Genomic DNA, 20756 nt, shown 5'->3' on the forward strand with positions numbered 1-20756 from the left:
GTCCCGGGCGGCCCGAGGAGACCGCCGCTCCGCGTTCGTCACCTCTTCGTTACCGAATGCGGAGTCGCCCTCGCCGGTCCGGCACCGAACCAAGGGCATGACCGACACACCACGACGCATCCCCACGGGCTCGGCCTCCCTGGCCGGACTCGTGTCCGCAGCGGTCGCCCTGGCCGCGGCCGAAGTCGTCGGAGCGGTTCTGTCGCGCCCGACCGCCACGCCGGTCCAGGCCGTCGGCGCCGGTGTCATCGACCTGGTCCCTCTCCCCCTCAAGCAGTTCGCCGTCGACCTCTTCGGTACTGCGGACAAGGTGGCGCTGCTCACCGGTATCGGGGTCCTCCTCGCCTGCGCGGCGGCCCTGATCGGCGCGGCGGCGTCCCGGCGTCCCGTCCTCGGGGCGGCGGGCGCCGCACTGTTCGCCGGCGCCGGTCTGACCGCCGCACTCAGCCGTCCCGACGCCGTTCCGCTCGACGCCCTGCCCACCGCCGCGGGAACGGCCGTCTTCGCGGGCGCCCTCACCTGGTCGATCCGCACACTACGGGGCGGACGGACCTCTTCGGGCACCGCGGGCGGTCCCGACCGGCGGCGCTTCGTCCTCCTCGCCGGAGCGGCCACGGCCGCCGCGGCCGGAGTCGGCGCCGGCGCCCGCCTGCTGTCCGCCGGAATCTCCGGCGGCGGCCTCACCCCGGCCACCGTCCGCCTGCCGGTGCCCGCCGACAGGGCCGCGCCCCTGCCCGAGGGGGTGGACCTGGAACTGGACGGCCTCGCCCCGTACTTCACCCCCGAGAGCGACTTCTACCGCATCGACACCGCGCTCTCGGTCCCCCGCATCGACGCCTCCACCTGGTCCCTGCGGATCCACGGCCTCGGCGTGCGCCGGGAGCTCGTCCTCGCCTACGACGACCTCCTCCGTCACGCCGACCTGTGCGAAAGGGACATCACGCTCACCTGCGTGTCCAACCCGGTGGGCGGCGGCTATCTGGGCAACGCGCGCTGGCTCGGCGTCCCGCTCGCCTCCCTGCTCGCCGAGGCCGGGGTGCGCCCTCCCGACGGGGGCGGGCCCGCCGACCAACTGGTGTCCAGGTCCGAGGACGGCATGACCATCGGCACCCCGGTTGCCGACGTCACGGACGGGCGCGACGCCCTCCTGGCCGTGGGCATGAACGGACGCCCCCTGTCCCACGAGCACGGCTTCCCCGTCCGCATGGTCGTCCCCGGCCTCTACGGCTACGTTTCGGCCTGCAAGTGGATCGTCGACATCGAGCTCACCACCTTCGCCTCCTTCGACGCCTACTGGGTCCCGCGGGGGTGGGCCGAGCGCGGCCCGATCAGGACCCAGTCGCGCGTGGACACCCCGCGCGACGGGGCGAGCCCGGAGCGGGGCCGGATCACGGTCGCGGGAGTGGCCTGGGCACAGGGCACCGGCGTCGACCGGGTCGAGGTCAGCTTCGACGACGGGTCCTGGACCGAGGCCGAACTCGCCCCGGAGGGGAGCACCGACACCTGGCGCCAATGGGTCCTGGAGTGGGAAGCCGAACCCGGAGAGCACACGATCACCGTCCGCGCCACCGACCGAGCCGGACGAGTACAGACCCCCGACCGGGCGGCCCCGGCGCCCGCCGGCGCCACCGGACACCACCGCATCACCGTGACGGTGGTCTGAGCCACCCGTGAGGAACACCCTGCTCGGACCGCGAGCCGGGCGGGAAACGCACACCACGAGAAGGAGAAGACACCATGCCCACGACTTTTCACCGGAGCCGCACGCTGCTGGCCGCCGGCGCGATCGCCGTCACCGCCGTCCTCGGTCTGGCCGCCTGCGAGAACACGGCAGGGGCAGAGGGAGACTCGGTGGACTCCGAGGAGATGACCGACGGTCCCGCGGACGACGACATGTCGGAGGAGATGTCCGATGACATGTCCGAGGAGATGACGGAGGAGTCCGGGGAGGACGACATGTCGGAGGACCCCATGGGCGACGACATGTCCGAGGAGCCCATGGACGAGGGAATGGACGACGAGGGCTGACACACGGAGGCCGCCCCCAGGAGGGGCGGCCTCCGCGGCCGGGCGGCGACGGGCGTTGTCGTGACGGGCGCGTGGACCCGGCCGCTGTGGAAGAACTCCGCGAGGGCCTCGACGCGCTGTGCGCCGAGGTCCTCACCTCCGTCTCCCTCAAGGGATCCCGTACCTGGGGCTACTGCTACCCGCGCGGACCCATGCGGAAGGGGCGGCCCAAGTCCGTCCGGCCCGTGGCACAGCGCCCCTCCCGGACGGCAGCATGCAGGCCCTTCAGCAGTTCGCGGGCCGGTCCCCCCGGGACCGCGTCCCCGTCCGACGCGAGGTCGCGACCACCCCCGGGCCGACCGGGGACTCCTCGCTGTTCGGCGGCGCAGCCGACGACCGGGAGCTCAGGCCCGGCGCGCGGGCCGGGGCACGATGTGGCCCCTGCGGTGGGCCACACGCAGCAGGTACACCGTGACCGCGCCGCAGAGCAGCACCGCGAAGACACTGCCCTCGGGGCCGAAGGCGCCCCCGCTGAGCGCGGTGGGCCCGCTCGTCTCCCCGGCGAACAGCCCGGCGAACGCGTCCTCGCTGCCGGAGACGGCGGTGCCGAAGACCCCGGCCTGCGCCGTGTTCCAGCCGAGGTGCAGACCGATCGGCAGCCACAGGGAGCGCGTGGCCACATAGGCGGCGCCGAGCATGAGACCGGCCTCCAGGGCGATGGCCAGCGCGCCCCACAGGGTCGCGTTCGGGTTCACCAGGTGCAGTCCGCCGAAGAGCACGGAGCTGACGGCGAGCGCGCCCCAGGTCCCGGAGACCTCCTCCACGACGCGGAAGAGCACCCCGCGGAACAGCAGCTCCTCCGCGACCGCGACCGCGCACATCAGTCCGCACACGGCGAGGAACGCCTCGAACGACCCCCAGCCGGTGATCCGGTAGCCCCCGAAGACGGCGATGACCGCGATGGTCGCGGTGAACACGCCGAGGCCGGCCGCCGTTCCCCACCCGAGTCCGCGGGCCGCCCCCTCGCGGGAGAGCTCCAGCGGCTCCCTCCCCTCGATCCGGCGGATCGCGAGCCGGTAGGCCCACAGGCCCAGGGCCGCCGCCGCGACGCCGACGGGCAGGGCCCACACCGTTGTGCCCACCGCGCCCGTCACACCGGGGATGAGCGCGGCCAGGACGCCGAACAGGAGCAGGAGGAGCAACAAGCGCGGAGCCACTTGCCGGAGCCTGCGGGGGGTGGACGCGGGTGCGGCGTCGTGGGACATGTCGGGACCACTTCCTGGAACGCGGAGCGCGGGGGGCGCTCCGACCGGTTCCCAGGCTAGAAAAGGAGCCCCCTCGGCCACATCACCAGCGCGAGCGCGATTCGGTAGCTCGGAAGGGGGACCCGGCTCTCAGCCCTGCCGCACCAGCCCCGAGCGGTAGGCGAACACGACGGCCTGGACCCGGTCGCGCAACCGGAGTTTGGTGAGGATCCGCGACACGTGGGTCTTGACGGTCTCGTGCGCGATCGTCATCCGTTCGGCGATCTCCCCGTTGGACAGTCCCTCCGCCATGAGGAGCAGCACCTCGTGCTCGCGCCCGGTCAGCGGCTCGGTGTGCACCGGTGGAGGGGCGGGGTCGGCGGGGCGGATCCGCAGGGCGTACTCGCCGATGAGCCGCCGGGTCACCGCCGGCGCCAGCAGGGCCTCTCCCCGGGCGACCGTGCGCACGCCCGCGATCAGCTCGTGCAGCGGGGCGTCCTTCAGCAGGAACCCGCTCGCTCCCGCCCGCAGTGCCTCGTAGACGTATTCGTCCAGGTTGAAGGTGGTCACCACCAGGACTCGCACCGGGTGGGGGTCCGGCGGCTCCGCCAGGCGGGCGGTCACCTCGATGCCGCTCAGACCAGGCATGTGGATGTCCATCACCGCGACGTCGGGCCGCAGGTCCCGGATGACGCTCACCGCCTCGGCGCCGTCACCGGCCTGCCCCACCACGGCCATGTCCGGCTGGGCGTCGAGCACCGCGGCGTACCCGGCGCGCACCAGCTCGTCGTCCTCGCAGACCACGACACGGATGGGCGAACCACCGTTCACTTCTTCCCCCTGGGGATATTGGCGTGCACCGTAAAGCCCCCGTCGTCTGAGGGACCCGCGTGCAGCTCCCCGCCGACGGCGCCGACCCTCTCCCGCAGGCCGGTCAGGCCGCGACCGCCGCCAGGGTTGGGCCGAGGCGGGCCGGTCCCCTCGTCCGGGGGCGCGCCGCCCCCGGTGGTGATCCGGGCGCCCACCGCGTCGTCCCCGTGGTCGATGCGGACGACGACGTGCCTGTCGGGCGCGTGCTTGAGCGCGTTCGTGACGGACTCCTGGACGACGCGGTACAGGGCTTCCTCCTCCTGGGGGCGCATCGGCCGGGGCTCGCCGTCCTCGACCAGGTCCACGTTCTGCCCGGCCCTGCGGGAGCGCTCGACGAGGCCGGCGAGTTCACTGAGCGAGGGACCGGTCGGGTCCTCGCGCGCGTCCAGGACGCCGAGCAGGTGCCGGAGATCGTCCAGGGCGCGCCGTCCCGTCTCCCCGATGCTGGTCAGGGTGGTTCCCACCCGGTCGGACTGCCCCAGCAGGTAGCCCGCCGTGTCGGCCTGGACCACCATCGAGGTGACGTGGTGCGTGACGACGTCGTGCAGGTCGCGGGCGATACGGGCCCGTTCGGCGGCGGCGGCGTCCGCCTCCGCGCGGCGGCGGCGCTCCTCCGCGTCCAGGGCCCGGGCGCGCACCCACCCGCCGAGAGCGCAGCACGCGGCCAGGACGAAGCCGAAGGCGAAGTAGTCGGCCACGGTGGCGCGCGAGCCCGCGAGGTGCAGGAGGGAGCAGACGAGCGCGTAGGCGGCGACCGCCCCCGCGATCACCGGCACGGGGCGGCGCGGCGGGCGCGTGCCGGCGGTGTACAGGGCCACGATCAGCGCGAGGGAGGCGAAGGCGTTGGGGTAGCGCAGCAGTTGGAAGGCGGTGAACGCGGCGGCGACCACGACCAGGCAGGTGAGGGGGAACCGGCGTCGGAGGGTGAGGGGCGCGGCCTGGGCTGCGATGAGGGCCAGGCCCAGGGTGTCCAGGGACCGGTCGTCCGGCAGTTCCACCAGATCGACCCCCTGGTGGGCGACTCCGGGGACGAAGGACAGGGCCACGAAGGCCGCTGGGAGCAGGGCGTCGGCCGCTCTCACTCTTCGCGCGGGGCGGAGCACGCGCTCCTTCCACGCCGTTGTCTCGAACACCCGAGCAGACTATCCCGCGCCGCCGCGGGGTCGGACAAAACGCTGTGCACAGCGGTCGCGAACCGGTGCCGGACTGCGGGCTGCGGGCTGCGGGCTGCGGGCTGCGGGCTGCCAGGGACATCGGAACAGGATCCGGCCTCATCTGCAAGGCACCCGAGGCGCAGCAACCGACCCGAGCACGGACGTCTCCGCACCGCGAGCGGTGCGGAGACGTCCTGGGCCGCGGTCAGGCGGAGCACCGCGCCCCCACAGGCAGGTTGGCCTTGTAGTCGCCGCTGAGGGCGATCGCGGTGACCCAGCCGATGCCTCCGGAGTTCAGACGCAGCCGAACCCACACGTCGCTGGTGTAGCCGAGATAGGTGATCCGCTGGTAGCGCCCCCAGCACTCGGCGTTGTAGGAGTGGGGGGCCACCACGTGGCTGATCTGGGTGCTGGTGTTGCTGGGCCGGGAGCGCACCGGGGTGGGCGTGGAGCTCCAGGCGGTGACGCGGTAGGCCTGGGCCGACACCTCGTCAGCCGGGGCCGTGGAGGGTGCCGCGGCGGCGGAGGCAGGTGCGGCGGTGGCGAACAGACCGGTGGCCATGAGGCCGACCAGGATGGGGGCAAGGAGGGTCTTCATGCGCATGAGGGCTCCACTTTCACAGGGGGTACGGGGCCGTCTGACGCTGTCGGAGCGGGTTCCCGTTGTCGTTCATATCCTCCGCTCAACGGCTTCGGACCGGCAACAACCTTCGGCCATGCCCTAAAGACACAGGTAGGAGTGGTGTCCAGGGAACGGGACCTCCCAGTTGCGGATGGGCCTTCACCCGGCAGCCGGTACCGGGGCGTCTGAGCGATGGAGGTCGACGAGGAGCCCTCACCGGGCCGTGGAAAGGCCGATTCGCTCGAGCACACCCGAAGCAGCGCGGAGCCGGACCACCGCTCAACCACCGCACAGACCACGCCCCAGGGGTGTGGCGGTGTGGTGCGCGGAGGAGCCGAGCCGGTGGGTGGCGACCAGGCCGTTCTCCCGCAGCACGCTCAGGTGCTGACTCGCGGTCGCCATGGAGACGCCGACGTGGCGGGCCACCTGGGTGGTGGAGTGCTCGTGACGGGCCACTGTGCACAGGACCTCGGCCCGGGTCCGGCCGAGGAGGTTTCCCAGCGCCTCGTCGCCACGGCGCCCCCGCCCGCCTGAGATCCAGTCGGCCTCCACCGCGTCGTGGTCGACGGGGTAGACCAGGACAGGCGGCAGCGAGGGATCACGGAGGAGGATGGGAGCGCGCCAACAGAAGAAGGACGGGATCAGGCGCAGCCCCCGACCGTCCAGGTGCAGGTCCCGGTCGGTGAGCAGACTCCGCATCTCCAGCACGGGGGGCTGCCAGTCCAGGGCCGGGCTCAGACCGGAGAGCAGGGAGTCGACGCCGCCCTGGAGCAGCGTGCGGGCGCGCAGGGCCCGGTCGGCGTGGACATGCCGGCGGACGGAGTCCCAGTGGGGCGCCAGGGCGCGGTCGTGGTGGTCGCGCAGAGCGCGCGTGAGCCTGCGGAGGGCGCCCGTGCCTCCGTTCGCCAGGTCCACACTCCAACCGGGCAGCCTCCGGTCTCTTCCGAGGACCTCCAGGTCGCCGCGCAGTCGCGAACGCGGCGTGCCCGCGAGGACGTCGATCCCCTCCTCCACGTGTCCGATGACCCCCGCGGGGGTGAGGAAATCGGGAGAGTAGCCGCGCGGGGGCGCAAAGGGCAGCACGTCGCGCAGTGACTCGGAAGGAACCCCTCCGAGCGTGCGGCGCCAGGGCCCGAACACCCTGCTCCCGTCCCGACTCTGGAGCATGTGAAGGCTGAGCAGCGTCTCCCACATGGGGTCGGGCTCCGCCGCCACCACGGTTCGCGCGAAGTCGGTGCTGGTGAAGTGGATTCTTACCATCGTTGCCATTCCCACCTGATGTGACGAGGCCTCTGTGCGCCGCGCATGAGGCGCGGCGGAGCGGGCGGAACTCGGGGAGGTGAACGGGTCGGGGAATCAGCACCGCGACAGAGGAAAGGCGTCGGCGAGAGCGACGGTCGCGAACAGTCCGGTAGCCATGGGGCCGACCAGGACGGGGGCGGGGAGGGTCTTCATGCGCAAGGGGAGCTCCGGTTCAGAGGAGGCAGGCGTGTGCGGACCGAGGTCTCTCGGTGACGCGCCGCGCTCAACGTAGAGGACTCAGGGCCGAGTTCGTAACCCTGTGTCCTCTTGTGGACGGGAAGCGTCACAATGAGCAACCGACACCCCAGGGGCACCACGACCGCTTGCCAACACGCGCCTCTGGACTTAATATGTCGTCTTCTGATATATATCCTATGTATGAAGTTGAGTGAGCAGAGCTACCTCGTCCTCCTGGCCCTGACCGAGGGGCCCACCCACGGCTACGGGATCATCACCTCCGTGCGCCGGCTGTCCGAGGACAAGGTCAAGCTCGGCGCCGGCACCCTGTACGGGGCCCTGGACCGCCTGGGCGACCAGGGTCTGGTCGAGGCCGCGGGCGAGGAGGTCGTCAACGGGCGCAACCGCCGCTACTACCGGCTCACCGGCCAGGGGCACGCGGTCCTGGCGGCCGAGACCGAGCGCATGGCCCGCCTCGCCGAACTCGCCCACCGCCTGCTCAACCCCGGCCCCCGCCCCCAGCCAGGAGGAGCCTGACCGATGGACGCCTACGAACAGCAGCTGCGCCGGGCACTGCGCTGGTACCCGCGCCACTACCGGGAGAGCCGCGGCGAGGAGATCGTGGCCACCGCACTGGAGCTGCGCGCCCCCGGAGCGACCACGGTGGACCGCGCCGAACTGCGGGGGCTGGCCCTGGCGGGGGTGCGCACACGCCTGCGCGAGAGGCCGCCGCTGTGGGCGTGGGCCGGTTACCGCCTCTTCGGCTCCCGGCTCCCCTACCGGTACCGGATGTGGGCCCGCGACGACGCGGCCGGGCGCTGGTTCGCGGTGCGCCGCTTCGGCTGGGGCCTGGTCGCACTCGTGGCCGTGATGGCGGCGTGTGCTCCCCTGGCGGTGGTCGGAGCCCTCTACGCGGGGGTTGACCCCTGGGGCACGGAGCACACGATGGGGTTGGTGCCCAAGGCGGTGGAGACCGTGCTGGCGCTGGGCGCCCTGTGGTCGGCGTACTGGATCGCGGTGCAGTTCGTCGTCCGGCCCGACCGCGGCTCGGTGCTGGCCCGGCACGGCTTCTCCCCCGGCGCCGAACCCCCGGCCGGGGCTGCCGGACACCACGGCTGACACAGCTACGCCCGCAGGCATCTCCACTGCCTTGTCAAGACGTCGATGCTGCGGGGCGGGTGTAGGGACGCCCGTCCCGCAGCATCGCCCACAACACGTTGATCCGCTGCCTGGCCAGACACAACACCGCCTGGAAATGGAGCATCCCCTCGGCCCGCTCTCGCCGGTGGTACTCCTGCGAGGTCCCCTGCCTGAGCAGCGCCGACTGCGCCGAGAGGCAGAACAGGCGGCCCCGTCCGCGGCTTGCAGTACCGGGGTCTGCGGTTGTTGTTCGTCCGCTCGCCCGAGTCCCGAGAGACGGGGCACACCATCCCTCGGCGTTCATGACATGCCTTTGACGATCGTCGGTCCGGTGGTGCGGACATCGACTGACGAGGTGGAGCTACGGTGCCACCCGTCGAGTTCTCCGAGGCGGGCCTTGACGGCACCGTGGTGGACGCCGATGCCTACGACGACGATCCCCTGCTCCGGCAGCCGGGTGGAGTGTGCCTCACAGCAGCGCCGCGACCTGCTGGGCAGCCTTGCGGCCGTCCTCCAGGCCGATCTGGGTGGCGCGGGGGCGCAGTCGTTGGTCGAGGAGTTCTCCGGCGACCTCGGTGAAGTCCGGGCCGTCGGTGATCCTCACGATGCGTAGACCCTGTCGTTCGAGCTCGTCGAGTTCTGCGTCTTCGGCCACGTTGGCGAGTGCTCCCGCTCGAGGGCCGATGAAGATGATGGCGTCGAGGTTCTTCTCCTCGGCCAGTGCGACGGTGCTGGGGAGGCGGGGGGCGTCGCAGTAATGGGCGCCGTCGAATCGGACCGGTGGGAAGAATCCGGGTACGGCGCAGGATGAAGCGACGGCTGTGGCCAGATCAATGCCGTCGCTTCGTGTCCACGACACGGTCTCGCCGGTTTCACAGCGCACGCTGGTGATGCGCAGGTCGCCCTGCGGCCAGATGGAAAGCGGCAGCAGGGACCGGAACAGGTGCACGGCCGCGTCTTGGTCCAGGTCGCGTGTGGCGGCCATGGCGAGATGGCCGATGGCGCGGGCGCGCTCGATGCCCGGTCCTTCGGGGGAGAGCATCAGGCGCATGATGTCCGGTGGAACCGCGCTGGTGCCGCCACGGGTGTCGGTGGTGGCGCCGGGGGTTGGTTCGGGGAGCGGTGCCGGTGACGTGAGCAGGGCGCCGCTCTGTTCGGCGCGGGCGCGCTCGACCAGGTCGACTCCGCCCATGGCCATCGTCGCGACGTAGGCTCCGGCCGATGTGCCGACGGCGACCGAGCAGGCCGAGGGGGTGAATCCCGCGTGCTCGCACAGGGCGGCGAGCACACCGGTCTCCCAGGCGATGCCGACCAAGCCGCCTCCGCCGAGGATCAGTCCGGTGTTCATGTCCAACTCCTTGCGTGGGTGGGGTGCTGGTCGAGGGTGTGTGCTCACCACGTGCCGACCGTTGGGGTCTAGGGCCTGTTTGGTAACCGGTGCGATCAGGGATCAAAGCACCGATCCGGTCACACCGGGCGTGTCACCCCGCACAGCAGCGAAGCCTTCGGTAGACGAGTCAACGACCAAGAAGACCGAGCCCACCGAAGGCTTCGCTGTGACTCTACCCAAACCCCGGCGCGGTGACCTCACCGACGCCCAGTGGGCGCTGCTGCGCCCCCTCCTGCCCGCCCCGACCACGGGCCCGCCCTCCCTCGCGGTCCAAACGCCAACTGATCGACGGCATCCGCTGGCGTGTGCGGGCCGGGGCGCCCTGGCGGGACGTGCCCGAACGGTACGGGCCCTGGCAGAGCGTCTACGACCTGTTCCGCCGCTGGTCCCTGGACGGCACCTGGGCCCGGATCCTGGACTCGCTGCAGTCCTTCGCCGACGCGGCGGGGCTGATCACCTGGCAGCTCAACGTCGACTCCACCATCGTGCGCGCCCACCAGCACGCGGCCGGAGCCGCGAGAAAAAGGGGGAAGGTCCAGGTCACGGAACGGACGAGCCCGACGACCACGCCCTGGGGCGCTCGCGCGGCGGGTGGACCACCAAGATCCACCTGGCCTGCGAGCAGGGCCAAAAGCCCTTGGCGGTGGTCGTCACCGCGGGGCAGCGGGGGGACGCCCCGCAGTTCGAGCCGGTCATGGAGCGTGTGCGCGTGGCGGGGCGGGGCCGGTCGGGGCCGGCGCGCACCCGTCCGGTGCGGGTGCGCGCCGATAAGGCCTACAGCTCGAAGCAGATCCGTGCCTACCTGCGCAGACGCAAGATCAAAGCGACGATCCCCGAACCCGCCGACCGGGTGCGCAACCGCAAGCGCAAGGGGCGGGCCGGTGGGCGCCCGCCGGGCTTTGACAAGGTCGACTACCGGGCCCGGCACGCGGTGGAGTGCGGGATCAACCGGCTCAAACGCAACCGGGCGGTGGCCACGCGCTATGACAAGCTCGCGCTTCGCTACGAGGCCACCGTCCAGATCGCTGCCATCAACGAATGGCTCTGACTTACCAAACAGGCCCTAGGGGGCCGTCTCGGTCCCCGGGTCGAAGGGGACTCCGGTGAGCTGCTCGCTCGCCGCCCACAGCCGCCTGCCCTCCGCGGGGTCGTCGGCGCCCGTGGGCAGCTTGGCGGGCTTGGGGGTGCCGGAGGTCTGGTCGCGTCCGGCGGGGCCGATGAATTCTCCGGAGCTGACGCGCGTACTGGTCGCCGCGTACAGGGAGGGCCAGGCCGCGCCCTCGGCCGAGCCCATGAGCAGGCGCGCGGCGATCGGGGTGATCAGGCGGCTCAGAGCGTCGCTGCCGTGCTGCTGCAGTCCGGTCATCGCCGACCCCGGGTGGACGACGAGCGCCTCGACGGGGCCGGCTGCCGTGCGGCGCGCGAGTTCGAGGGTGTAGACGATGTTGGCGCGCTTGGACTTGGCGTAGGCGCCCATGGCGCGGTAGCCCTTCTCGCTCATCAGGTCGTCGAGCCTGCCCGTCGGCCACCGCGCCGCGATGGCGCTGACGGTGACCACGCGCGGCGCGGACGAGCGGCGCACGGCGGGCCAGACCTGGGCGTCGAAGGCGAAGTGGCCCAGGTGGTTGATGCCGACCGTCATCTCGAAACCGTCGCGTGTCAGCCGGCGCTCGGGCAGGTTCATCACGCCGGCGTTGTTGAAGAGCAGGTCGATCGTCTCGGTCTCGGTGATGCGCGTGGCGGCGTCGCGGACGGAGGAGAGGTCGGACAGGTCGAGCAGCAGTGTGTCGGCCCGGGCCCCGGGGGCGGCGGCGCGCACAGCCTGCGCGGCCTGGTCCAGCTTGGTCCGGCTGCGTCCGGCCAGGATGATGCGGGCCCCGTGCCGGGCCAGGACGCGCGCGGTCTCGAGTCCGATCCCGCTGCTCCCACCGGTGATCAGCGCCGTGCGGCCGCTCTGGTCGGGGATGCTGTCAGGCGTCCAGTGGTTCATCTCTGTGGCTCTCCGCCGGTTCGTTGTGTGCTGCGCGCGGGTCATGCGGCGCTCGGAAGGGTCGTGATGCCGAGCTGCAAGAGCATGCCGAGGATGTCCTCGGCGAAGGTGGCTTCGGCGATCTTGTGGTCCTTGATGCGGTACACGGCGGTGCCCAGCCATCGGGCGTGCCTGCCGGTGGGAGCGGTGCCCATGAATGCGCCGGTGTGGGTGCCGCTGTTGGTGAACAGCAGCACGACGGTGTCGCCCTGTGCGACGACCTGGATGACGTCCAGGCGCATGCCGGTGAAGGCGCCGACGGCGTTGGCCGCCATGAATTTCTTGTAGGCGTCGATGCCGTGGTGCTCGCCCAGGCTGCCGCCGCGCCAGATCATGTCGTCGGCCCAGAGCTCGTCGATCGTGTCGAGGTTGCCTCCGTTGACGACTTCGTCGACGAAGCGTCTGACGACCGCGATGTTCGCTTCGGTGCTTGCGACGGGGCTCATGGTGGCCTCGCTTTCAGGGGGTGCCACGGCAGCCCCTTGCGTAAGCGGAAAGCTACTCACAGTGGTGCATGGAGCAGTCCGGATGGCGGCCGGCTGCCCGGCCAGGAGGTCTTCTGTGGCGCGTCCCCAAGTTAAGGGACCGGTGGTCTGATGTCAAAAGACCGGCAGTCTGTATCCTTGGGGTATGACAAACTTCCAGCGTGCGCGCAGTGAGGAGCAGCGCGAGATACGGCGCCAGGCCATCCTCGACACCACCGCGACCATGCTCGAGGAGATGCCCGCCAGTGCCGTCAGCCTCAACGAACTGAGCCGCCGTGTCGGGCTGGCGAAGTCCAACGTGCTGCGCTACTTCGAATCCCGCGAGGCGATCCTGCTGGAGCTGCTCGACCGTGCCTGGCAGCAGTGGATCGCCGACCTGCCCGCCCTCCTCGACGCCGGCATCGACCGGGCGGCGTCCGTGGACCGGCGCACGGAGCAGTTCGCCACCGTCACCGCGGACTCCCTCGCCGAGCGCCGGGTCCTGTGCGACCTGCTGAGCGCGCAGGCGGGGGTGCTGGAGCACAACGTCTCCGCCGAGGTGGCCGCCCGCTACAAGCGCGCGGCCGTGGCCAACGTCGCCGAGATAGCGGCGTTGGCCCACCGGCACCTTCCCGAGCTGGGCAACAGCGCACCCCAGCTGATCGCGGCCATGATCATGGCCATCGGTGCCGTGTGGACGCACTCCCGCCCCTCCGAGACGATGCTCGCCGCCTACCAGGCCGACCCGTCACTCACCGCGTTCAAGCTGGACTTCGCCACCGCGCTACAAGACATGCTGGCCACGCTCGCCGCGGGCACCATCGCCCGCGCCTCCCTTTGACCCACCCGTGCCGGAGCGACGCCGCGGACGACACGGCAACCGTCTCGCGGCCCAGGCCGCCACAGGGCGGTGAGGGTGCGCACCGTCGCCACGATCTCGCGACGCCGCACGTCATGCGCCGTGCCGGGCTCGGGCACCGGGGACACGTCCGGGCCCGATAGGGAGAGGTACACCACCAGCGCCAGCCGTCCTTCGGCCGGCAGGGCCCGCGTGGTCCTGCCTGCCTCCTGAGCCGCCACGAGCTTGCGGTCCTTCCCGCTCCGGGCTGCGGCAATGCGTTCGGAGAGCTGCGTCGTCGCCCGTTCGAGCCGGTACCGGGCGCAGTCGGCCGGACCACCTTGGGACGGGCCTGGTCGTCATCGAAGAGCGCGCCGGCGCACTCCGCGTACCCCTCGGGCGTGATCGGAACGGCATCGACCACCTCGGCCACGCACTCGCCGAACACCGCATCGAACAGGCCCGCTGCTCCCGAACGCCCGGCCACAGGACATGTGACCGACGAGCAGCTCTTACCGCCTGGTTCCTGGTCCGATCTTCCTCAACCCCCGACCAGGCACAACAGTTTCGACACGAAAGTCATTTTTATGGCTTTCCATCCCTTGCGAGGGTTTCTGTGCCCGCACATCGAGTTCCCTACGGTTTCGCTCCGTTTCACCCGTCCGGGCTTTTCCAGGACGCCTGTCCACATGTGGCCAGCCAGGTGGACGAAGAAGAACACGGTTCTGTGGCGGGCGGCGTTCGCAGGGTATATTGCGGCGCTCTTCTCCACCACGGACCGCTTCGCGCTGACGATTGGTGAAAACCCCTGGTACGGGATGACGCCAGGGTGAATACTGCCCTCGACGGGTCGCTGAGGATCCCGGGCCCCCACGGGCGGTCCGAGGACGAGGCACGGGCCTGCCGCAGGCCGTACTCGCCCCTGGGTCGACATGCCGAAAAAACGGCTCTGCTGTAATAGGTGATCAATGTCTACGCCACGCCCGCCGAGGTGCTGCGCGAGGTGGTTCCGGAGCTGGACGAGGCGCAGCTGTCCCCCTACCGGGGTCTGGCGTCCTTCACCGCCGCCGACTGGTTCCACGGCCGCCAGGGCGCGGTGGAGGAGCTCCTGGAGAGGGTGCGCCGCCATCGGCTGGTACTGCTGCTGGGCCCCTCGGGGGCGGGCAAGTCCTCCCTGGTCCAGGCCGGATTGCTACCAGCACTGGCCGAAGGCGGGGTGCCGGGCAGCGACCGGTGGCTGCCCGTCCTGGTGCGCCCCGGCCGGGACCTGGCTGCGGAACTGGCGCGGGACGGGAACGGCGGTATCGGCCAGGCCGTGGAGCACCGGTTGCGGGAGACCGGCTCTGAGCGTGTGGTGCTGGTCATCGACCAGTTCGAGGAACTCCTCACACGCGCACCCACCGCCCCCGACCAGACCACCTCCACCCCGGGGCTGGACCTGGTGCAGGAGCTCCTCGACGCCCTCGACGCGCACACCCCGCTCAACGTGGTCCTGATCATGCGCAACAACTTCTACTCCCCGCTGGCCGAGGCGGCCCCGCACCTGCTGGAAGCCGCCAAACCCGGGTCGGTGGACATCCCCGCCCACCTCAGCACCCCTGAACTGGACGCCATCATCACCCGCCCCGCCCAGGACGCGGGCGCCCGGTTCGAGGACGGCCTGCCCCAACGCATCATCGACGACCTGCGCCAGGCGAGCACGGGCCGCCATGTGGCGGCCACCCTGCTGCCCCCGCTGCAACTCGCCCTGAGCCAGCTGTGGGAGCGGCGCGACCACGGCCGCCTGGCCCACCAGACCTACGCAAGCATCGGCAAGGTCTCGGGAAGCCTGGCAGCCTGGTGCGACAACGCGGTGGGGCAGTTACCGCAGGCCCAGCGCCTGATCGCCCACCGCATCCTCACCGCCCTGGTGCACCCGGCCGACGATGCCCAGGCCATCCCCGCCACCCGCAGGCAGGTCCCCCTTCCCGAGCTCAGAGCCCTGGCCGCCGACACACCCGCCGCCGACGCGGACTTCGACAAGGTCCTGGACTCCTTGAGTACGGACCGGATCATCGCCACCACCAGCCCCGGCGACGCCCGTGCCGGTGACCCCATCGTGGAACTGGTCCACGACGCGCTCATCCGCGACTGGGAACAACTGCGCACATGGGTGGACCGCGACCGCAAGTTCACTTATCGGCAGTAAGGTTTAGAAAAATCGCGCGCTCCCCGACAAGCGCCGACGGCGCGGGGAGCATTCGAACCAGTTCGGGTGACCGAGGGGCCACAGGGGTGATGGTCAGTCGTGCGGGACGGCGAAGCACACGACTAGCACGAAGACGAATCCCAGCGTGCCGAGTAGGAACGGTGGGCCGTCCGGAAGCGCGACGCGCTCACCGATCCACGTTAAGGGCCCCAGTCGACGCCCCAGGCAAGTTCGGTGAACCCGGTCCCGTACCCCTGGATCAGATGCAGGCCCTCGGGACCGGGCCATCTGCCACCTGGCCTACTACGCCGGGCTCCGGGCCGCCGAGATCGTCGCCCTGGACGTGACCGACATCCGCCTCTCGGCGAGGAAGGGGTGGTTCTCTCGAACGCCCGGCAACAGGACAAGTAACTCGCGAGTAGCTACGGCGTTGGGATGGGGACCCGTACTTGGTTCGCCCCCAGGTGTTCGCGCACCACCGCAGGGCGGCCGGAGCCGCGCAGGGCGAAGAAGGCGTCCACGGCGGCGAGCCGGTTGTTGATGTTGGCCGCGCCCAGGTCGGTTAAGGAGGCGAGCTCGCCTGCCAGGTCCGCCGGGAGGTCCACGGTGCGGCGGGGCCGACCGGTCCGTGTGTTTCCAGAAGTCTAATCGGGCGCTTGTTCTCAACCAGGGGTCACTCACCGCCCCCACCATCATCACCGCCATTGCCGCTGCCCCCGGGGGTTGGCATCAACATCCCGAGGAACCACATGCCCATTCCGAGTGGAAAGAGCCACTCGATTGATCCTGCTTCGATGCCAAACTCTTGGACAAGGATCGGGGTGGAAAATGCGAGGGCCCCGCCGATGAGCAAAGCGATCTCGAACTTCTTCAGGAGCTTGGGAACATTTTCTGGGCTCATTCGTTAGATCCTTCCTTGTCCTCAGGGAGTGCACTACACAGCACGAGGGCCCTCATGCGAATGTGTCGCGAAGCACCCTTGCCTTCAGGGAAGTACCGCTCTTGGAGGACAGCGAAGACCGATATCTGGTCGGTGCGCATCTGGGCGTGAGCTGGTGATCGCCTCCGCTGACTCTTCGGCGACCTCCGACGAGGGGAGGTCGAACCGGCCTTCTGGTCGGTGGGGCGCTTCTTCTGTCCACGCTTGCCCATGGGCGCCAGGCCTCCTCGCGATGGTCATCACGTGAGCGAAGGAACACGTGGAGTAAAAGGTATCCGCAGCGGCCGTTGGCCGAAACCGGACTTCCCCTTCAGGTGGGCGAATCCGGGTGCGAGGAACGCCGGAACTCGCGCTACCTAAACCCCACGTAGGGGACGGACAAGATAAGCCGAAAAGGGGCAACGGTCCTGCATTTCCGCAGGTCAGGAGGTAGACCAATCCGCCCGCTCGGAGTGGTATAGCGGTCCGGAGTGGTTCGTCCCGATAGCGGCCGGTTCTGACTTCCGGTAACTGCTCTTGTCAGTGCGGCCAGAGGCAACCCCTGGCTTCACTGGAAGACGCCGTTGCCCCTTTCCGGCGTACTTGGCTCGCCCCCACCTTCGGCTACCGCGAGTTCCCCGCGGAAGCATCACTCACTTCCGCCGCCATCATCTCCCTCCTGGTTGAGCATGCTTTGCGGGCTCCAGAACTTCCGCAGGGGGCCCAGGCCGTACCAGGTCAGGAAGCCGACAAAGCCGAACAAGAAAAACCCCTCAAGGAGCTCGCCCCTGGAGAAGGCCCAGATCCCCATGAGCACGGAGAACTGGGCGATCAGCGCCAGGACGGCGATCGTGCACACGACCAAGACGGTCTTCATGATCCCAAAGACGCCCGCAACGGATTCGTGCAACTCGTCCGCAGAGTTTTTCTGTTCCGCTCGATCCGCCTCTGCTCGCGGCCCGGCGTCGGGCGGAGCGATACCAGGGAGGGGGGCGGCCGCTGTCGGGCGGGGGTTGGGAAAGTCCGGTGGGTGCCCTGATGGCAGCCTGGTTGCAGCCCCGCCCCACAAGGATCGAGCTGCCTGCCAGAAGAAGGCTACGGATCCAACCCACAGCGCAGCCCCGAGATACCAAATCACCCCACTCCACGCAAAAGGCGCAAGGAGAGCACATGATATGGAAAGCCCTAATAGTATCAGACTTAGGCGGGTTCGATTTTTCAATAGAAACGCTCCTGTTGTTCTTGTCCCCACCCTTCTAAACGCAGGCACCGCTTCGGTGGTTCCACGACTAACAGGAACGCGCATCCGGGTGGCGCCCATTCGAGTCCGGTTCCTGATGAATGATCACGGAATGTCGCATTCAGGACTTCGGGAGCGTCGAGTCTTTTCGTGGCGTGGCGCAATTGGCTGCGCGACTCGCTGACCAGGTTCCGCGAGAGGGCGCCCTGCGGCGGAGCCGCCAACCACCGAGGCGGTGCGGCGTGGTTCGCGTGGCTATCACCGAACCCTCCTTATCGGCGATGCGTCAACCCAGAATGACGGATCCGGGTACGAGGGAGCCCCCGCGCAACGCGACGTTGCGCGGAGGATGTCGTGATATCGCTGTGACTTCCGGCGGGGTCTACCGCCAACGGCTGCAGCGATCCTCCTCGCCCCCCGTCTCCGGGCAAGGGTGGCCTAGGCGGCACCGGAGCGGCACAATGAGGGATTTCGAGGGCTTCAGGAATCCCTTTCCTCATGACACAACAAAAACCTCTTGTTGCCCATGGGTCCACAAAAACCCAAATGAGACAAATGTAAAGATACATCTCACAATAGGGCAATCAGGGCTTTTTGTTAGAAATATGCACAGGGCAAGATGGCCTGCCTCTGTTTGTCTCGAATAAATTCTTGGATCGCCGGGAAAAGCACATAAGATGGCTGGCACTCACTTCTTAAACCGAAATCCCACTCCCCCTTCCCTCGAAAGCCTTCTCTGGAGCGATGCGTGGCCCGACCGACCCTCCCCGACGGCTCCGAGGGAACGACGTCCTCCCTGCCGCCCGTGGACACCTCCTCCTACACCCGCAGCGAAGCCACCCGCCTCCTGTGCGCGGGGGCCTACCTCGACCCCGCCTTCCGCGGAACCGCCGTCACCGAACTCATCGAACACCCCGAACGCATCGCGCCCCCGTCCCTGGGTTACGACGCGGTGACCGTGCTCCGGCACTGCCTGCGTGCCAGGAGCATGGATGTGAAGGCCGCGGTCCTGGTCCTGGCGGTTCTGGTGTCCGGGGCCGTGGTGGCCGTGGGGCTGATGGCCGGGGAGGTGCCGAACACGGAACTGATGAGCCGGATCGATTACGCCCTGCCCGGGGAGGCAGCTCAGGAGGCCCCCTCCGGTGAACAGACAGACCAGGAGGTCCGCGCCGCCGCCGAGGAGGCCCGCGCCGCCGTCGAGGAGGCAGCCAGGAAGGCCCCCTCCGCCGGGGAGATGGGACTGGCCGCACTCCTCTCCCTGGTCCCGCTCGTCCTCGTCGGTCTGCTGTCCCGAGCGCGACAGAAGCTTCTGGGTCGGAGCGAATCGCTCCTGACGGTGGTCATCGGGGGCGCCATCGATCCGGCCAGGCCGACCCACCGCTTCCTCGCCAAGCTCCTGGGCCTGGCCAACCTGGCGCTCACGGTGCTGTGGATCATGCCCGTGTGGGCGTTCCTTCGGGGCGGCCACGTCCTCGCTGCCCTGGCCGTCCTCTTCCTGCCTCTGCTCCTCCTCGTGATCGGCGTGTGGCACCGGCTCGCTCTCTCCCGAGTCCTGTGGACGGAGCTGTCCCGCCACTCCTTCACCGGCAGGGCCCCGAGGACCCCCCTGTTCGCGAAGCGGCACGAGGACATACTGGACGCGATCGGCGAGGAGCAGTTCTCCCGCCTCGTCCTCTACAACGAGGACCAACCCTTTCTCGGCGCCGGTGAGTCCTACCGCCCCTGGTCGCTGGCACTGGAACTCGAACGCCTTCCCGGAGTCCCGCACGGGGCCGAGCCCCTGGACGGTCGACGCGTCCTCGACCTCATCACCCCGCAGTTGGTGAGGCTCGCCGAGGTCTCCTCCCGGACCAGTCGGGACCGTCTCAAGGACCTGGAACTACAGGAGTGCGTCTTCCTCCCGGCCGCCCTCCCCGACGGCGTGTGGCACGCCGACCACCTCTACGAGGAGAGCAACGTCCGTGAACACCTCGAAGCATCCGTCGGGGAGGGCGCCGAGCAACGGCGGCACTTCCTGCGGATCCGGGTGGGCGGATGGGACGAGGAGGTCGTCACCACCGTCTTCGTGCGGGTGCACACCCAGGGCGACCTCCTGATCCTGGAGGTGCTGCCCTACGTCCTGCCCCCGTTGCGGAGCTCCTTCCACGAGGTGGACGCCCTCACCGCACGGTCGGCCCGTTTCCCGGTGTCGGCTCTGGTGACCGCGCCCGCGATGACGATGGCCGTCCTGGCCCGCGGGGTGGGCACCCTCAAGTCGTGGTGGTTCGAATGGTTCGGGCTCGGAGTCGGGGAGACACAGGAGGCGCCCCGGCTCAGCATCCGCGAGTCGGGCTCGCGCGACACCCGGTCGGCGTTCCAGGAGATGGACGTCAACCGGTATGTCAAGACCATCCAGGACCGCATCACCTCCGGGGCCCAGCAGGCCCTGGTCGGAGCGGGCTACCGGACCGAGGAATTCCAGCAGCGGGTGGTGAACATCAGCCGCGGAGGCGTGTTCATCGGCGGTTCCATGAGCGGATCGATCGCCACCGGAGCCGCAGCGCAGGCCGTCACCGATCGGGTGGCCAAGAAAAAGCGGAAAGGACAAGAAGTAGCACCATGACCCACGACGACACCGCACCTGCGGCGGGCTCTGTCTCCATCGGTGGTTCGCTGCACGGCGGAGCGGTCTCCACCGGCACGGGCGGCTCCGCCGAGGTTTCCGCGCCAACGGATCCCGACCACAGGGAGGAGCCCCGCCCCGCCGCCCCGGCCGCACTCCCCCGGGGAGCGGCCGGCAACCGCGCCCCCGGATCCGTCGCCATCGGCGGTGACGCCCGGGGAGTGGCGATCTCCACCGGTGACCACGGCACCGCGCGCTTCGAGGCCCCTTCCGACGCCGTGCACGACGAGCGCTACCGGGAGCTGTTGGAGCAGGTCCGTCTGCTGCGCCAGCAGCTTCCCCTGTTCGCCGACGCGGCGGGGGTCGCCGAGGTCGAGGCCGAGCTGGTCCAGACGGAGGAGGAGATCACCCAGACCGGCACCGCCGCCCCGGGCCTGCTGCGCCGGTTGTGGGAGCGGCTGGAACAGGCGAACACCGCGCTGGGCGCGCTGACCTCGGCCACCGCCCTGGCCGAGACGGTGCGACAGCTCACCGGCTGAGGGGGGACCGTGCCCGATTCCACGAACGCGC

19 protein-coding genes and 2 pseudogenes are annotated in these 20756 nt (G+C 70.0%); 10 read left to right on the top strand and 11 right to left on the bottom strand.

All coding sequences use genetic code 11. The annotated features are described in order from the left end of the window. The first annotated feature begins 97 nt into the window (after window positions 1-97). A complete protein-coding gene (locus tag ABZ234_RS12820) occupies window positions 98-1663 on the top strand; it encodes a molybdopterin-dependent oxidoreductase (RefSeq protein WP_355012093.1) in 1566 nt (521 codons plus the stop codon). Between the two features lie 74 nt (window positions 1664-1737). Beyond that, complete coding sequence (locus ABZ234_RS12825) at window positions 1738-2028, top strand: hypothetical protein (protein ID WP_355012094.1); 291 nt, start codon at window positions 1738-1740, stop codon at window positions 2026-2028. 383 nt (window positions 2029-2411) lie between these two features. Here the strand turns inward: ABZ234_RS12825 and ABZ234_RS12830 are convergent, their stop codons facing one another. The 5 genes from ABZ234_RS12830 to ABZ234_RS12850 form a co-directional block, all read right to left on the bottom strand. After that, a complete protein-coding gene (locus ABZ234_RS12830) occupies window positions 2412-3224 on the bottom strand; it encodes a CPBP family intramembrane glutamic endopeptidase (protein WP_355012095.1) in 813 nt (270 codons plus the stop codon). A gap of 177 nt (window positions 3225-3401) precedes the next feature. Further along, a complete protein-coding gene (locus ABZ234_RS12835; RefSeq protein WP_355012096.1) occupies window positions 3402-4082 on the bottom strand; it encodes a response regulator transcription factor in 681 nt (226 codons plus the stop codon). Further along, window positions 4079-5254 carry a histidine kinase gene (locus ABZ234_RS12840; protein ID WP_355012097.1) on the bottom strand — a complete coding sequence of 392 codons (1176 nt, stop codon included), beginning with the start codon at window positions 5252-5254 and terminating at the stop codon, window positions 4079-4081. The genes ABZ234_RS12835 and ABZ234_RS12840 overlap by 4 nt, the downstream gene beginning before the upstream one ends. Before the next feature lie 226 nt (window positions 5255-5480). Then, entirely contained in the window at window positions 5481-5879 is a 399-nt protein-coding gene (locus tag ABZ234_RS12845; protein ID WP_355012098.1) for an SH3 domain-containing protein, read from the bottom strand. 297 nt (window positions 5880-6176) lie between these two features. After that, window positions 6177-7157, bottom strand: a complete 981-nt coding sequence (locus ABZ234_RS12850; RefSeq protein WP_355012099.1) for a DUF5937 family protein — start codon at window positions 7155-7157, stop codon at window positions 6177-6179. A gap of 420 nt (window positions 7158-7577) precedes the next feature. On the opposite strand from ABZ234_RS12850, the gene ABZ234_RS12855 reads away from it, so the two are divergent. Together ABZ234_RS12855 and ABZ234_RS12860 are read left to right on the top strand one after the other, a co-directional pair. After that, window positions 7578-7913, top strand: a complete 336-nt coding sequence (locus tag ABZ234_RS12855; protein ID WP_352987129.1) for a PadR family transcriptional regulator — start codon at window positions 7578-7580, stop codon at window positions 7911-7913. A gap of 3 nt (window positions 7914-7916) precedes the next feature. Then, window positions 7917-8495 (top strand): hypothetical protein, encoded by a 579-nt coding sequence (locus ABZ234_RS12860; RefSeq protein ID WP_355012100.1) that lies wholly within the window; start codon window positions 7917-7919, stop codon window positions 8493-8495. Between the two features lie 34 nt (window positions 8496-8529). Here the strand turns inward: ABZ234_RS12860 and ABZ234_RS12865 are convergent. Then, window positions 8530-8676: pseudogene (locus ABZ234_RS12865) on the bottom strand (IS110 family transposase); the annotation flags it as partial. A gap of 309 nt (window positions 8677-8985) precedes the next feature. Further along, the gene (locus ABZ234_RS12870; protein WP_355012101.1) at window positions 8986-9864 is read right to left on the bottom strand and encodes a patatin-like phospholipase family protein; all 879 of its coding nucleotides are present in this window, start codon (window positions 9862-9864) and stop codon (window positions 8986-8988) included. A gap of 208 nt (window positions 9865-10072) precedes the next feature. Between ABZ234_RS12870 and ABZ234_RS12875 the strand changes: the two are divergent. Next, a pseudogene (locus ABZ234_RS12875) lies at window positions 10073-10954 on the top strand (IS5 family transposase). Window positions 10955-10969: 15 nt separating this feature from the next. Here ABZ234_RS12875 and ABZ234_RS12880 read toward each other — a convergent pair. Both ABZ234_RS12880 and ABZ234_RS12885 read right to left on the bottom strand, forming a co-directional pair. Then, entirely contained in the window at window positions 10970-11896 is a 927-nt protein-coding gene (locus ABZ234_RS12880) for an oxidoreductase (RefSeq protein WP_355012102.1), read from the bottom strand. Window positions 11897-11937: 41 nt separating this feature from the next. Continuing rightward, a complete protein-coding gene (locus ABZ234_RS12885) occupies window positions 11938-12408 on the bottom strand; it encodes an ester cyclase (protein WP_355012103.1) in 471 nt (156 codons plus the stop codon). A gap of 157 nt (window positions 12409-12565) precedes the next feature. Between ABZ234_RS12885 and ABZ234_RS12890 the strand changes: the two genes are divergently transcribed. The 3 genes from ABZ234_RS12890 (at window position 12566) to ABZ234_RS12900 (ending at window position 15425) form a co-directional block, all read left to right on the top strand. Beyond that, complete coding sequence (locus tag ABZ234_RS12890; RefSeq protein WP_355012104.1) at window positions 12566-13240, top strand: TetR family transcriptional regulator; 675 nt, start codon at window positions 12566-12568, stop codon at window positions 13238-13240. Between the two features lie 491 nt (window positions 13241-13731). Further along, window positions 13732-14070 carry a hypothetical protein gene (locus ABZ234_RS12895; protein WP_355012105.1) on the top strand — a complete coding sequence of 113 codons (339 nt, stop codon included), beginning with the start codon at window positions 13732-13734 and terminating at the stop codon, window positions 14068-14070. Window positions 14071-14198: 128 nt separating this feature from the next. After that, complete coding sequence (locus ABZ234_RS12900; RefSeq protein ID WP_355012106.1) at window positions 14199-15425, top strand: hypothetical protein; 1227 nt, start codon at window positions 14199-14201, stop codon at window positions 15423-15425. Between the two features lie 673 nt (window positions 15426-16098). Here ABZ234_RS12900 and ABZ234_RS12905 read toward each other — a convergent pair. Both ABZ234_RS12905 and ABZ234_RS12910 read right to left on the bottom strand, forming a co-directional pair. Then, on the bottom strand, window positions 16099-16326 hold the full coding sequence (locus ABZ234_RS12905) for a hypothetical protein (protein WP_355012107.1): 228 nt from the start codon (window positions 16324-16326) through the stop codon (window positions 16099-16101). A gap of 667 nt (window positions 16327-16993) precedes the next feature. After that, window positions 16994-17221 (bottom strand): hypothetical protein, encoded by a 228-nt coding sequence (locus ABZ234_RS12910; RefSeq protein WP_355012108.1) that lies wholly within the window; start codon window positions 17219-17221, stop codon window positions 16994-16996. A 1111-nt stretch (window positions 17222-18332) separates the two neighbouring features. Here ABZ234_RS12910 and ABZ234_RS12915 point away from each other — a divergent pair. Further along, window positions 18333-20186 (top strand): hypothetical protein, encoded by a 1854-nt coding sequence (locus tag ABZ234_RS12915; RefSeq protein ID WP_355012109.1) that lies wholly within the window; start codon window positions 18333-18335, stop codon window positions 20184-20186. Next, window positions 20183-20725, top strand: coding sequence for a hypothetical protein (locus tag ABZ234_RS12920; protein ID WP_355012110.1), 543 nt, complete (start codon window positions 20183-20185; stop codon window positions 20723-20725). Before ABZ234_RS12915 ends, ABZ234_RS12920 begins: the two co-directional genes overlap by 4 nt. Window positions 20726-20756: the final 31 nt, after the last annotated feature.

Source organism: Nocardiopsis sp. NPDC006198, assembly GCF_040613895.1.
Classification (GTDB): Bacteria; Actinomycetota; Actinomycetes; order Streptosporangiales; family Streptosporangiaceae; genus Nocardiopsis; species Nocardiopsis tropica.